Consider the following 14,103-nt stretch of genomic DNA (forward strand, 5'->3'; position numbering starts at 1 on the left):
GAGTTCCTCCAGTGTGATGGACTCAGTAACGGGGATTGCATGTCCCGATCGTTCTAGGGACGCGAGATGAGAAGCCAATGGGTCATTAAAACTACAAGAGGAGAGTGATAGGGAGACAATACTAGTGAACCCTATCCGTGCCATCATGCGTCTCATTAACATAACCTCCTTCTCGTGCCTATCCTAGGAAAGTGTAGATAGCAGTCCAATCCTTGCCCAGAGGGCGCACTGGTTCAGAGCAGCAGCTTCGTCGCCACTACTTGCGAAAGCAGATCCAAGAAATCGACCTTGGGCATTGTTATACAGGTCCATGCGGGTCTGATCCGCTGGCCCTTGAGCGACAGTTTCGTGGTTAGTAGCAATGCGTTCAGCTGCATCTGCACCGATTCTCATCGTCATCAGGGCATTCCACGAGCAGTGCCGAAAAGCATCGCCCTTTCCATTGCGGAGTGATGTGGCGCCAGGAAACCGGTTCTGCGCTTCCGTACTCGCGGTTGTGGCTGCCTGATTGGCGATGCCGCATGATACTACATCGACCAGCGCGATGCAGGACAGCATTTCAAGGCCCTGGATATATATCCGGTAGGGGTCCGACTGGGTGGTCGCAAAAGGCGCTACCTGAGGATTGATGTCAGTGACCCTGGCACGTTCAACTGCAGCAATGATTGCGCGTTGTTCATTAGCTGACAGGGATGCGAAGTAACCGTACGGGTCGGCGGACTCGTTCATCACCTTGATCTCGTCTTGAACATTCATGATGTCCTCATCTGTGACATCACTGGTGTCTACGCGAATTTCAGCGTCTAAGTCAATTGTTGATGCGGGCAAGGGGGTAAGATTCCCCAGGTTTTGGGCAGCAGCACTTGGTGGAATGATTAAACCAAATGCGAGAACTGCTGCTGTAGATAAAGCCATGATGAATCTTGTGGCGCGATTGCGCATAAGAACTCCTGTAAATTTCGTGAAAACGATTATCCGTGACGAGGGAAACACGCATATTAGGTGCTCCTTACCCAGAGTAACAGATAATTCCTATTAGGAAACTAACAGTTGTAAAATCACCCCTAATTAGGTGTATATCCCCTGCCAATTTATCGATCACAGCTCCACACAGAAGTAACGAAGTACTACTAGTAACGCTCGTAGATTGAAGTGCCCCGAGTTTTGTTCCTAGGGGGGCAGGGCTCAGCAGCCAAGGGGAAGGTGACCACTTCGTGTTCAACTCCTCGATGACAAAGGCCCGCAACTGCGGGTTGGTATCGAGTTTACGGGGTTTAGGCCTGGCTAAACGGTCTACAGCCCGCTTTTGCGCCACGAGGGCATCGTAGCCATGCTCAGTCATCCCACGGGCGATTTCCCTGCTAATCGTCGACTGATTCCGGCCAAGGTGGGCTGCAATCTCACGGTGAGTAAGACCCTGATCAAGCAGATAGGCTATCGCTATTCGGTCATGGCGGATAAGACGCTTTCCGCGTCCTACCTTCGATTCGGATTCAGTGGGATGATCATTGAGTATCCAACGCCCATACATGCGATTATGGTGCCACGTTTTCACCGTGGCAGTGCAGCGATCAACAACCTGGCCGGCCTGTTTATAGCTTTTGCCAGCATCCACAAGTTTCAAAGCTTGGGCAATGCGATCCCGCTCGTGTTGTATGGCTCCACCGCGACTGGTATTGGCGAGTTCGATACCGTCTTGCGCAAGGTATCGGTAAGCGGTCTGTGGGAAACCTGTCTCTTTCAGTGCACTATGCGCAGACCGACCGCTTTCTACAATAGCAATGATCTTTTGGTATTGATCTTTGTACTTATCCTCATTCAGGCTCCGACGGCGCTTGCCACGGCTAAGGCCCTCAGCCTGGCGCCACACCTTCGCCGTAGCCTTCGAGCCCCCCCAACTCCTTGAGGATCACCGACATCGGACGCGCATCATGCAGATACGCCTGCACATACCGCTCACGTAGCTTTCTATCGCCTAACATCTACACAACCTCCTAGCTGTATAGATGCATTCACCACCTGAGCCCGCCGCAGGCGCGGCGAACAACTTTGGCAGAACAGGCAGTTTTGCGTTTCGGGGCTTAGTTGGTTTGGGCCGCAGCGAGCTCAGTATGTGGCTTGTCGGATTGAGTGCCTCGAGCCTTGAGGCAGATGGCGTAGAGAATCCAGCTGAGTAGTGCCAGCCACACGAAGTCATCGACCAAGAACTTCTGGTACAGCGGCATCGCGTGGACATCGATGCTGTCACCAAACCACCACTTCGGCGGAACGGTCAGCAGCATGCCCACCCAAGCGGCGAGTACAGCCAGCAGGCTGCCGGCGACCCAGGTGGAATTGCGCCAGGACCAGGCGCGGTAGACCAGAACCGGCACGATGAGCGACAGCCACACCCAGTGGTGCGACCACGAAACAGGCGAGATGAGCAGCATGATGGTGGCGGTGGTGAGGTGGGCATCGACAAGCAGGCTTCGCCGCATTTGCGCCAGGATGAGGGCTGAGCCAAGGCCGATGACTGCGAGCGCAGCCACAAGCCACAGCACGTTGATGAGCGTGCCGTGGTTGTCCATGGCCTCCTGGGAGGTGAAGAGGCGCTGGATGACGCCCTTGAGCGAGGAATTGGACTGATAGTCAGTAGCCACGCCGAAGTCTGCGCCCTTGCCCATATCGAGAAGCTTTGAACTGAAGAACTCGACAAAGGCCTGCCATCGGTAGGCCGCGGCCAACAGCGTCGCCACGACGGCGGAGGCTAAGGCCGTGAGGATGGGCCGCCACTCGCGGCGCAGCAGGAAGTAGAGCAGCATGGCCAACGGGGTGATCTTGATGGCCGCCGCGAGACCTATCAGCCAGCCCTGCGGAAGCTTGCGCTCGCGGGGAACAAGATCAAAGATGACCAGCGCCATGATGACGATATTGATCTGCGCAAAACCATTGTTGAGGCGGATGGGTTCAAAGAACATGGCCGCGGCCCACGCGATCGCCACGGTGGGCCACAGGTGCGGCACCTTGAGCGCGCGGAAGATCGCGTAGAGGCAGGCAAAGACCAGGGCGTCCGAGAGGACGATCATGATGTCGCCGGCGAGCGAATCGCTCATCCAGTCAAAAGCAGTCAGTGGCACCATGACCAGCGCCCCGAAGGGCGGGTAGATAAAGGGGAGCGCCAAATCCCCGGCGTACATGGGCTCCGAGTAGACCGAGCGGCCCTCCATGAAGGCGCGCACGCCCTCTCGGTAAATGATCATGTCCACCGGGAAGTCCGTGTGGAGGACGTGGCGGATGACGCCCACCAGGCCAATGATGAGCCCGGCGGCGGTCAGGAGTGTGCGCCTTGCGGCGTTAGTGGCGAAATTCATCGCCCCATACTCTAATTGACGTAACCATCCACCACGCGCACCGCACCACGGTCAGCGGACGTGGCCATGTTGGCATAGGCGCGCAGGGCCTTGGTGACCGGGCGGTTGCGGTCCTTCGGCGTCCAGGGCTTCTCACGCTGCTCCTCGATGGCGCGGCGGCGTTCGAGAACGTCCTCGTCGACGTCGAGGGTGAGCTGGCGCTCGCGGATGTTGATGGTGATGGGGTCACCGTTTTCCACCAGGCCGATGAGACCGCCGTGGGCAGCCTCGGGGGAAATGTGGCCGATGGAAAGGCCGGAGGTGCCGCCGGAGAAGCGGCCATCCGTAATCAAGGCGCAGGCCTTGCCCAAGCCGGAACCCTTGAGGAAGGAGGTCGGGTGCAGCATCTCCTGCATGCCGGGGCCGCCCGCGGGGCCCTCGTAGCGGATGACGATGACATCGCCGGGCTGGACTTCCTTCTTGAGGATGATGGACACGGCCTCCTCCTGGGACTCCACCACGCGGGCCGGACCGGTGAAGGTCCACAGCTCTTCCTCCACGCCGGCGGCCTTGACGATGGCCCCGTTGGGGGCGAGGTTTCCGCGCAGGACAACCAGTCCGCCGTCAGAGGAGAAGGCATGCTCGGCGTCGTGGATACAACCATTGGCCGCGTCGGTGTCGAGCTCATCCCAGCGGTTGGACTGGCTGAATGGCTCGGTGGTGCGTACACCGCCGGGTGCGGCGTGGAAAAGTTCGAGAGCGGCCTCCGTGGCCTTGCCGCCGCGGATATCCCAATCATCAAGCCATTCCTCTGCGTTGTCGTAGAGCGCGGTGTGGACCTTGAGGTTCAAGTGGCCGGCGCGGCGCAGCTCGCCCAAGATGGCAGGGATGCCGCCGGCGCGGTGCACGTCCTCGATGTGGTAGGTGCCGTTGGGCGCCACCTTGGACAGGCAGGGCACGCGGTAGGAGATCTCGTTGATGTCCTCGAGCGTGAAGTCCACCTCGCCCTCCTGCGCGGCGGCCAGCGTGTGGAGGATGGTGTTGGTGGAACCACCCATAGCCATGTCCAAAGCCATGGCATTGCTGAAGGCTTCCTTGGTGGCGATGGAGCGCGGGAGGACAGCGTCATCTTCGTCGCCGTAGTAGCGCTGGCACATCTCGACGATGGTGCGGCCAGCCTGTTCGAAGAGATCGCGGCGGGCGCTGTGGGTAGCCAGCGTGGTGCCATTGCCTGGAAGGGCCAAACCGAGCGCCTCGGTGAGGCAGTTCATGGAGTTGGCGGTGAACATGCCGGAGCAGGAACCACAGGTGGGGCAGGCGGATTCCTCCACCTGAGCCAGGCCCTCATCGGAGACGGCATCGCTGGCCGACGCCGTGATGGCCGTAATCAGATCCGTCGGCGCGTGCGCCACACCGTCGACGACGACGGCCTTGCCGGCTTCCATCGGGCCGCCAGACACGAAGATGGTGGGGATGTTGAGACGCAGCGCGGCATTCAACATGCCCGGGGTGATCTTGTCGCAGTTGGAGATGCACACCAGGGCGTCGGCAGTGTGCGCGTTGACCATGTACTCGATGGAATCGGAGATGATCTCCCGCGAGGGCAGGGAGTAGAGCATGCCGCTATGGCCCATGGCGATGCCATCGTCAACAGCGATGGTGTTGAATTCCTTGGGCACGCCGCCGGCTTCGCGCACGGCGTCGGCCACGATGTCGCCGACGTTCTTGAGATGGACGTGGCCGGGAACGAACTGGGTAAAGGAGTTGGCGATGGCAACGATCGGCTTGCCAAAGTCACTCTCCTTGGAGCCGGTAGCGCGCCACAGCGCACGCGCACCGGATGCCTGGCGGCCAACGGTGGTGACTTTAGAGCGGAGAGGGTACATGGTTAATCCTTCAGTTCGGGGTGTTTCTTGAGGTACTCGGCGTATTCCTCCTTGGTAAGGAGGATTTGTTGGCCATCGCGGTGGACGATGACGACCTTGTCATCGGCGGCTTCGCGGCCAGCGGTCAGGGCGTCGGGGATGCGGCCGTTGGAAGCGGCGGCAAGGCGGGGGAGAGAGTTAAAAGTCACGCCCGGCAGGTTGAGGTTGTCGCCGCTGGTGGTGCGAGCGTAGGCCTTCGAGCGCTGGAATCCGATGCCTTTAAAGTCCTTCCACGCGATGTCCTTGGGGCCGCGGAAGCCATAAGTGATGTGGATGCCTTTCGCGTCCACGGTGGTGCGGGCCCGCAGGACCCACCAGATGGCCAACACCGGGAAGATGAGGATCCAGAAGAGGTATTTCGGGGCCCAGCCAATGCTGAGAAAAGCGATGGCGGCGAGGATGCCGATGCCGAGGAGGTGTTCGCGGGTGGGCTTGAACGTTTCGGCCGTGGGGTGTTCGGCGCGAGAAGATGCGTTCTGCGGGTGTGAGGACGTCATAGTGGGTCATCGTAATTGACAGCGTGGCGCGGTGGCGAACCGCCCCACCTGTGCAATCTCGCAAAATGAGAAAAAGATCCCAAAAATGGGGGTAAATGCCTGCGGTGGCGTTTCTATCAGTGTACAGTTTAGCCCATGATCATTATTCGACTTCACCTCGTAGTAGTACCCGGGCGGCGCGAGCCGTAGCGAGTCCACTAGTGACGTCGACCAGCAAGCGCCCCCGTTACCTTCACACCCAGGAAGGACAGCGGGGGCGTTATTAGTTGGATGATCTCTCCGATATCCATCCCCACTGAAGGAGCACAACAACCGTGACAGCTTCCACTCCGCCACAGCGGGCGCCCGAGCGCATCACGGGCGCACACGCCATTGTCCGTACCCTCGAAGATTTGGGCACCGAGCTTGTCTTCGGCATTCCGGGCGGCGCCGTGCTTCCGCTGTACGACGCCCTCTTTGAATCCACGAAGCTGCGCCACGTGCTCACCCGCCACGAGCAGGGGGCCGGCCACGCCGCCGAAGGTTATGCCCAGGCATCCGGAAAGGTAGGCGTCATGATTGCCACCTCCGGTCCGGGTGCTACCAACCTGGTGACCCCGCTGGCGGACGCCAACCTGGACTCCGTGCCGGTCGTGGCCATCACCGGTCAGGTGGGCAGCTCCTTGCTGGGCACCGACGCCTTCCAGGAGGCCGATATCCGCGGTGTGACCATGCCGATTACGAAGCACAGCTTCATCGTCACCAAGGCAGAGGACATCCCGGGGGCTATTGCTGCCGCGTTCCACCTGGCGTCCACCGGACGGCCGGGCCCGGTCCTCGTGGATATCCCGAAGGATGTCCAGAACGCCCTGATGGAGTACTCCGGCCCAGTCATGCCGGACCTGCCGGGGTATAAGCCCACCACGACCCCGCACCCGCGCCAGATCACGCAGGCTGTTCAGCGTATTGCCCGCGCGGAGCGCCCGGTGCTCTACGTTGGCGGCGGCGTCATTAAGGCGGAGGCTTCCCGCGAGCTGCGCGAGTTCGCCGAGCTGACCGGCATCCCGGTGGTCACCACCCTCATGGCGCTCGGCGCTTTCCCGGATAATCACCCGCAGCACATGGGCATGCCCGGCATGCACGGCACGGTACCGGCGGTGGCGGCGCTGCAGCGCGCGGACCTTATCATCGCCGTGGGCGCGCGCTTCGATGACCGCGTGACCGGTGATACCGATACCTTTGCTCCGCACGCCGAGGTCATCCACGCCGACATTGACCCGGCCGAGATCGGCAAGATCCGTGAGGTTGCCGTTCCCATCGTGGGTGATGCGCGCGAGGTGCTCCTTCGTCTGACCAAGGCTTATGCCAACGACGCGGAGTTGGATACCCCAAACCTCGGTGACTGGATGGAGTACCTGGGAGATTTGCAGCGGCGCTACCCGCGCGGTTTCGAGCCGACGTCGGACGGGCTGCTCAATCCGCAGGAGGTTATCCAGAAGCTCAGCTCCATCGTGGGGCCGGAGGCTATCTACTGCGCGGGCGTCGGCCAGCACCAGATGTGGTCGGCACAGTTCCTCGACTTCGAGCACCCGCGCAGCTGGATCAACTCCGGCGGTGCCGGCACGATGGGCTACGCCGTACCCGCAGCGCTGGGCGCTAAGGCCGGATGCCCGGAGCGTGAGGTTTGGGCGATTGACGGCGATGGCTGCTTCCAGATGACCAACCAAGAGCTCACCACCGCCGCGGTGGAGGGATTCCCCATCAAGGTGGCTGTCATTAATAACGGAAACCTGGGCATGGTGCGCCAGTGGCAGACGCTCTTCTATGAGAACAAGTACTCCCATACCAAGCTGCGTGAGCACGATGAGTACGTCCCGGACTTCGTCAAGCTCAGCGAGGCCCTGGGGTGCGAGTCCATTCGCGTCACCACGGCAGAAGAGATTGGCCCCGCGATTGAGCGCGCGCGCTCAATCAATGACCGCCCGGTGGTCATTGATTTCATCGTGGGCCAGGATGCCCAGGTGTGGCCGATGATTGGTGGCGGAGCCTCCAATGAGGAAATTCAGTACGCCCTGGGCCTGCGCCCGCTGTTTGATGAAAACGAGTCCGCGGCCGAGGATCCGGCCGACATCCACGAATCCCTCGAGGAGGCCTAAGAACAATGGCTAAAGACGACATCACCCGACACATCCTGTCCGTGCGGGTCCAGGATATTGAGGGCATCATCTCCCGCGTGACCGGTATGTTTACCCGTCGCGGTTACAACCTCATCTCGCTGGTCTCCGCGCGGACCGAAACCGAGGGGATCAACCGCCTGACCATCGTTGTGGACGCCTCCGAGGTTGTCATCGAGCAGGTAACGAAGCAGCTCAACAAGATTGTTCCGGTGCTCAAAGTGGTGGAGCTGGAGGAAGAAAACACCATTGCCCGCGCCATCATGCTGGTCAAGGTGGCCGCGGATAACTCGAACCGCCCCCAGGTGGTCGACGCGGTGAACATCTTCCGCGCCCGCATCGTGGACGTATCGCCGGTGTCCGTGGTGGTGGAGGCCACCGGTACGCCGGGCAAGCTGCAGGCACTTCTCGACGTCCTCGAGCCCTTCGGTATCCGTGAGCTGGTGCAGTCCGGAAACGTCGCGCTGGGGCGTGGCCCGAAGGCGATGGCACCGAGCAAATAAATAATCTCACATTGTGGGCATCTTGTCCCAAAATGTGATACAAATTCAGTAGACCACGTCACTATTCACTGAGTAGTGACGACGAACCACAGAGAGAAGGAACAACAACATGGCTATTGAGACTCTGTACGATTCCGATGCCGACCTGTCCATCATCCAGGGCCGCAAGGTCGCCATCATTGGCTATGGCTCCCAGGGCCACGCCCACGCAATGAACCTGCGTGACTCTGGCGTTGAGGTGGCGATCGGCCTGCGCGAGGGTTCCAAGTCCCGCGAGAAGGCGGAAGAGGCTGGCTTTAAGGTCCTGAGCAACGCTGAGGCGTCCAAGTGGGCTGACGTTATCATGCTGCTGGCCCCGGATACATCCCAGGCGACCATCTTCACCGAGGACATTGAGCCGAACCTGGAGGACGGCAATGCTCTGTTCTTCGGCCACGGCCTCAACATTCACTTCGAACTGATCAAGCCGGCGGAGAACATCACCATCGGTATGGTTGCGCCGAAGGGCCCGGGCCACCTGGTCCGCCGACAGTTCGTCGACGGCAAGGGCGTTCCCTGCCTGATCGCTACCCAGCAGGATCCGAAGGGCGAGGGCCGCGAGCTGACCCTGTCTTATGCCGCGGCCATCGGCGGCGCCCGCGCCGGCGTTATCCCGACCACCTTCGAAGCCGAGACCGTCACCGACCTCTTCGGTGAGCAGGCCGTTCTGTGCGGTGGTACCGAGGAGCTCGTGAAGGTCGGTTTCGAGGTGTTGGTGGAAGCTGGCTACGAGCCCGAGATGGCCTACTTCGAGTGCCTGCACGAGCTGAAGCTCATCGTTGACCTCATGTTCGAGGGTGGCATCAAGAACATGAACTACTCGGTCTCCGATACCGCAGAGTTCGGTGGCTACATTTCTGGTCCGCGCGTCATCGACGCCGACACCAAGCAGCGCATGAAGGACATCCTGTCCGACATTCAGGATGGAACCTTCACCAAGCGCCTGATCGCCAACGTTGAGGGCGGCAACAAGGAGCTCGAGGAGCTGCGCGCCAGCTACAACGATCACGAGATCGAGAAGACTGGTGAGAAGCTGCGAGATCTCATGAGCTGGGTCAAGAACCCGCTGGATGCAACTGCATAAATCGCACTGGATCTGAGTAATCCCGCTGGCCACCGGCTGGCGGGATTTTTCAATACCCGGGGCTTGGTGCCCGCAATGTGATGTTCGCGCACAAACGGGCACGTTCCCACATTTGGCGGTAGGCTCGAGGCCATGGGTTTCTCTACGCCAAGTTATGACCTTAATGACCTTTTCGCTCGCATCGATCGCGGTGATATTCAGCTGCCTGACTTCCAGCGCTCTTATTCCTGGGATGAGGACCGCATTAGATCGCTGATCGTCACCGTCTTGCGCGGCTACCCGCTCGGCGCATTTATGGCCTTGGATACCCGCAACGAAACCATGCGCTTTCGCCCCCGCCCATTGGCTGGGGCTCCGGATACCGGGGTGAACCCGGGCCTGCTCTTGCTCGATGGGCAGCAGCGCCTTACCACCTTGTATCACTGCTTCCGCGGCGAGGGCTTCGTCGATACCACTGATTTTCGTTCCAAGAAGGTCTCCCGCAAGTACTACGTGGACCTGCGCATAGCGACCTCGGAGGACATCATGCCGGACGAAGCCGTCTTCGCCGTCAACCAGCATGGCGAGCTGCGCTCCCACTTCGCGCCGGATATCGAAGGTTCCTTGAACAACCGCGAAGCCGCAATCGAAGAGTGCTGCATCCCGGTCTCAGCCCTGTTGAGCGAGGAAGGCACCAGCATGCTCTTCGAGCTCGCAGCCGCCAACGATGGTGCCACCCGTGATGTGGTTGCAGCCTTCAACAACCGCATCCTGCGCCCGCTGTCCGGGTACACCGTGCCGATGATCCGCCTCTCCCGGGAGACGGCAAGCGCCGGTATCGGCTCGATCTTTGCGCAGGTAAATTCCGCTGGTCTGCAGATGGATGTCTTCGATCTGCTCACGGCTGTCTTTGCCTCCGAAGACCCGGACTTCCACCTGGCGGAGGATTGGGCGGCCGTCGAGAAGCAGCTGCGTTCCTTCCCGGCGCTCGACGGCATTGGCCGCAACGAGTTCCTCTCGGCCGTGTCTTTGCTGGTGTCGGGGGAGAAGGGCAACGCTGGTGGTCAGCGCGAAGACATCCTGCAACTGACGCTCGCTGAGTACCGCAAGGCCGCGGAGACCCTCGTGATTACCTTCCGTGAGGTCGCCGAGTTCTTGGCTGAGCGCTGCATCCTGTCCCTGGAGCAGGTGCCTTATTCCGAGCAGATTATCCCGCTGGCGGTCATCCTGGCACGTCTGGCTGAGAAGAAGGGCGTGCTATCTACCCAAGACGCCTGGGACCGCCTCAACCAGTGGTTCTGGAGCGGTGTCTTCGGTGAGCTTTACGGCTCCTCGGCCGTCAAGCTGCGCGCTGCCCGTGATGTCGACGAGGTGACCAGCTGGGTTGCCGGCGATACCGAGAGCGTTCCGAAGACGGTGCGCGATGCTTCCTTCCGCGAGTCCCGCTTGCTGTCCGTGGGGGAGAACGACGGCGTATGGCACGGCCTCTACGCTCTGCTCATGGCACGCGGCGCCAAGGATTGGCGGACGGGGCGCGCCTTCAACCGCCATAGCTTCGAGGAGCTGCAGCCGGGATTCTTCCCGGTCTTCCCGCTTCGCTGGTGCGAGCGCCACGGTATCAGCGGCGTGCTGGCGAACTCCGTGCTCAACCGCACACCGATGGGCAAGCGCACCGAGGTGGTTCTGGACGGGCATTCGCCCGAGCGCTACCTGCCGCGCGTGCAGTCAAAGTCGATCATGGAGGATGCCGAGTTCGATAGTGTGTTGGCCTCCCACGACTTAGATCCGGAGCTGCTGACTGCGAAGACCGCGCACCAGTTCTTCGCCGATCGCCGCGAGCGCTTTGTCGGCATCGTCGAATATGCACTCAACAAGCAGGTGGTGCGCGACGTGGATGAGGCGAACCTTTCCGGCGGCGAGGAGGGCCCGCAGGCCTTTGCGCGTTAAGGTTCCTTCTCCACGTGCGCTACAGGTCGTGCCTGTAGCGCTGCTACTAGTCGTGACGGCCCTGGGCGCTGCGGGCTGTTCCTCGCTGGGGCGGGGCGAGCCGATCCTCACGCAGGACATCACCGCCCTCCCCGAAGCGGACATCGACCTGGCCCGCGCGAGCGAGGAGAACCGCTTGCGGCTTATCGACCCCCAATTCGCCAACGAGGTCACCGTGGTGGGGGACCGCTGGGGCATAGACTCTGCGCGCTTGTTCTTCAAGGAGAGCAATACGCTGATCCTCGCCGAAGAGACGGATGCCGCGGCCCTGCGCGCGGCGACGTTGAGCGTGTCGCAGCGCGTGCCCATGGTGACGTACGATGCGTCGATTCGCCCGCAGATTTCACAGCTGCTCACTGATCTCGACGTAGACCAGCTCCTCGTTATCGGTAACGTTCCGTGGGCCAGCCAGAACGGGCAACTTGAAGTTATCCATGACCCAGGAAACACCAAGGCGCTGGGGGAGTACACCGCTTTTCGCTTCACGTCGAAGGTAGTCATGAAACGCGAGCGCATGGTTGACAACATTGCGCGCTTGGATTCCTCTACGAAGACGGAGCTCAAGGCCGCCTGGGAGCCCCTGCCGCAGCACATAACGAAGGAAAAGATGCCGGCTATTCCAGCCCAGGCGCGCCGCGACGCACAAATGGCGCCGGTGATTGTGGCGACCGCGGAAAGCCCCCTAGCCAACGTGGTCAACGCCACCGCCTACGGTGGCACGGTCTTCGTCATGACCGAGCCAGATCCGTCGGCGACGAAGGCCGGCGCGGCGATAACGGCAGGGTTGTCGGAGGGGCCTATCGTGGCCCTCGGACCGGAATTCGGTTCAGTGACAGAATTCACGCATAAAATCACTCAGGGCTGGAAAGAATAAACTACACTTCTCGGCATCTCCAATTCTGACTAGTAAAGGAAGTTATGTCGAAGCCGGTCGTACTTATCGCCGATAAGCTTGCCGAATCCACTGTTGATGCCCTCGGTGACACCGTTGAGGTTCGCTGGGTTGATGGCCCAAACCGTGAGGAGCTTCTCGCCGCAGTGCCTGAGGCCGATGCGCTCCTCGTCCGCTCCGCCACGACCGTGGACGCGGAGGTTTTGGCCGCCGCAGAGAACCTGAAGATCGTCGGCCGTGCCGGCGTTGGCTTGGACAACGTTGATATCCCCGCTGCTACCGAGCGTGGCGTCATGGTTGTCAACGCGCCGACCTCCAACATCCACTCCGCCTGCGAGCAGGCCATCGCACTGCTTCTCGCCACCGCGCGCCAAGTCCCGGCGGCGGATCAGTCGCTGCGCCAAGGCGAGTGGAAGCGCTCGTCCTTTAAAGGCGTCGAGATCTATGGCAAGACCATCGGCATCGTGGGCTTCGGCCACATCGGCCAGCTCTTTGCCCAGCGCCTGGCGGCCTTTGAGACCACCATCATCGCGCACGATCCTTATGCCAACCCGGCCCGTGCGGCGGCGCTGGGCGTGGAGCTGGTGAGCCTTGAGGAGCTCATGTCCCGCTCTGACTTTGTGACGATCCACCTGCCCAAGACCCCGGAGACCGCCGGCATGTTCGATGCCGAGCTTTTGGCGCAGGCCAAGAAGGGCCAGATCATCATTAACGCCGCCCGCGGCGGCCTCGTCGATGAAGCAGCCCTGGCTGCCTCCATCAAGTCCGGCCACCACCGCGGTGCAGGCTTCGATGTCTATGCTTCCGAGCCCTGCACGGACTCCCCGCTGTTTGAGCTTCCGCAAGTTACCGTGTCCCCGCACTTGGGTGCATCCACGGTCGAAGCGCAGGACCGCGCCGGTACCGACGTCGCCGCCTCCGTGCTGAAGGCGCTGGCCGGCGAGTTCGTCGCGGATGCCGTCAACGTTGAAGGCGGACGGGTCGGCGAGGAGGTCGCCGGCTGGTTGGACCTGACCCGCAAGCTGGGCCTGGTAGCCGGCAACCTGCTGGATGCAGCGCCGGTTGCCGTGGAAGTCGAGGCCTGCGGTGAGCTGGCTAACGAGGATGTCTCGGCTCTTGGTCTGTCTGCTGTTCGCGGACTGTTTTCCGGCGTGGTCTCGGAGGCTGTCACCTTCGTTAACGCAATGAAGATCGCCGAAAGCCGCGGAGTGACCGTGGACGTGAAGACCAACGTGGAGTCGAAGGGCCACCGTTCTTCGGTGCGCGTCAGGGTGATTGGCCCCAACGGCAAGGTATCGCAGCTGACCGGTGCCTTGACCGGCATTGACGGGGTGGAGAAGATTATCCGCATCAACGGCCGCGGCGTCGATATGCGCGCTACCGGCCGCAACCTCTTCTTCTCCTACAAGGATGCCCCGGGCGCGCTGGGTACCGTGGGTACCAAGCTGGGCTCTGCCGGCATCAACATTGTCGCCGCCGCCTTGACCCAGGGCAAGGACGCCTCCGACGCTGTGCTCATTCTGCGCGTCGAGCGCGAGGTACCAGAGGAGCTCGTCGAGGAGATCAACTCGGCGCTGGGGGCTACCTGTCACCAGCTCGATTTGGATGCCTAATCTACACCGCACCTGAGTGGAGTCCACCGCCCCCTGCAGAGCCAGTCATGATTCTTCAGGGGGTTTCGGCGGCTTAAGGGACATTTCGTGTGGATTTGCGGCG

Annotated in this window: 12 protein-coding genes; 7 read left to right on the forward strand and 5 right to left on the reverse strand. The window is 61.1% G+C overall.

What is annotated here, in order from left to right; translation table 11 throughout:
- Nucleotides 1–183: 183 nt before the first annotated feature.
- Together HMPREF2806_RS13720 and HMPREF2806_RS14010 are read right to left on the reverse strand one after the other, a co-directional pair.
- The gene (locus HMPREF2806_RS13720; protein ID WP_232745259.1) at nucleotides 184–942 is read right to left on the reverse strand and encodes a DUF6973 domain-containing protein; all 759 of its coding nucleotides are present in this window, start codon (nucleotides 940–942) and stop codon (nucleotides 184–186) included.
- A gap of 67 nt (nucleotides 943–1,009) precedes the next feature.
- Nucleotides 1,010–1,444, reverse strand: coding sequence for a helix-turn-helix domain-containing protein (locus HMPREF2806_RS14010; RefSeq protein WP_366095180.1), 435 nt, complete (start codon nucleotides 1,442–1,444; stop codon nucleotides 1,010–1,012).
- Between HMPREF2806_RS14010 and HMPREF2806_RS13725 the strand changes: the two genes are divergently transcribed.
- Complete coding sequence (locus HMPREF2806_RS13725; protein WP_232745262.1) at nucleotides 1,331–1,906, forward strand: hypothetical protein; 576 nt, start codon at nucleotides 1,331–1,333, stop codon at nucleotides 1,904–1,906. The two genes, HMPREF2806_RS14010 and HMPREF2806_RS13725, sit on opposite strands and share 114 nt — an antisense overlap.
- A gap of 175 nt (nucleotides 1,907–2,081) precedes the next feature.
- On the opposite strand, the gene HMPREF2806_RS04200 is transcribed toward HMPREF2806_RS13725, so the two are convergent.
- The 3 genes from HMPREF2806_RS04200 to HMPREF2806_RS04210 are packed head-to-tail and all read right to left on the reverse strand — an operon-like array spanning nucleotide 2,082 to nucleotide 5,751.
- On the reverse strand, nucleotides 2,082–3,350 hold the full coding sequence (locus HMPREF2806_RS04200; protein WP_070516396.1) for a glycosyltransferase family 87 protein: 1,269 nt from the start codon (nucleotides 3,348–3,350) through the stop codon (nucleotides 2,082–2,084).
- An 11-nt stretch (nucleotides 3,351–3,361) separates the two neighbouring features.
- Entirely contained in the window at nucleotides 3,362–5,215 is a 1,854-nt protein-coding gene (gene ilvD, locus HMPREF2806_RS04205; protein WP_070516398.1) for a dihydroxy-acid dehydratase, read from the reverse strand.
- Between the two features lie 2 nt (nucleotides 5,216–5,217).
- Complete coding sequence (locus tag HMPREF2806_RS04210; RefSeq protein WP_070516400.1) at nucleotides 5,218–5,751, reverse strand: PH domain-containing protein; 534 nt, start codon at nucleotides 5,749–5,751, stop codon at nucleotides 5,218–5,220.
- A 314-nt stretch (nucleotides 5,752–6,065) separates the two neighbouring features.
- Between HMPREF2806_RS04210 and HMPREF2806_RS04215 the strand changes: the two genes are divergently transcribed.
- From HMPREF2806_RS04215 to serA, 6 genes are all read left to right on the forward strand, one after another.
- The gene (locus HMPREF2806_RS04215; protein ID WP_070516402.1) at nucleotides 6,066–7,886 is read left to right on the forward strand and encodes an acetolactate synthase large subunit; all 1,821 of its coding nucleotides are present in this window, start codon (nucleotides 6,066–6,068) and stop codon (nucleotides 7,884–7,886) included.
- A 5-nt stretch (nucleotides 7,887–7,891) separates the two neighbouring features.
- Nucleotides 7,892–8,407: an acetolactate synthase small subunit gene (gene ilvN, locus HMPREF2806_RS04220; protein WP_070516404.1), complete on the forward strand. Its 516-nt coding sequence runs from the start codon at nucleotides 7,892–7,894 to the stop codon at nucleotides 8,405–8,407.
- A 109-nt stretch (nucleotides 8,408–8,516) separates the two neighbouring features.
- Complete coding sequence (gene ilvC / locus HMPREF2806_RS04225; RefSeq protein WP_046648105.1) at nucleotides 8,517–9,530, forward strand: ketol-acid reductoisomerase; 1,014 nt, start codon at nucleotides 8,517–8,519, stop codon at nucleotides 9,528–9,530.
- 132 nt (nucleotides 9,531–9,662) lie between these two features.
- Nucleotides 9,663–11,456 carry a GmrSD restriction endonuclease domain-containing protein gene (locus HMPREF2806_RS04230; protein ID WP_070511653.1) on the forward strand — a complete coding sequence of 598 codons (1,794 nt, stop codon included), beginning with the start codon at nucleotides 9,663–9,665 and terminating at the stop codon, nucleotides 11,454–11,456.
- Between the two features lie 28 nt (nucleotides 11,457–11,484).
- Nucleotides 11,485–12,369, forward strand: a complete 885-nt coding sequence (locus tag HMPREF2806_RS04235; RefSeq protein WP_070511654.1) for a hypothetical protein — start codon at nucleotides 11,485–11,487, stop codon at nucleotides 12,367–12,369.
- Between the two features lie 44 nt (nucleotides 12,370–12,413).
- Nucleotides 12,414–14,000, forward strand: coding sequence for a phosphoglycerate dehydrogenase (gene serA / locus HMPREF2806_RS04240; RefSeq protein WP_049156496.1), 1,587 nt, complete (start codon nucleotides 12,414–12,416; stop codon nucleotides 13,998–14,000).
- Nucleotides 14,001–14,103: the final 103 nt, after the last annotated feature.

The organism is Corynebacterium sp. HMSC076G08 (assembly GCF_001811515.1).
GTDB lineage: Bacteria > Actinomycetota > Actinomycetes > Mycobacteriales > Mycobacteriaceae > Corynebacterium > Corynebacterium hiratae.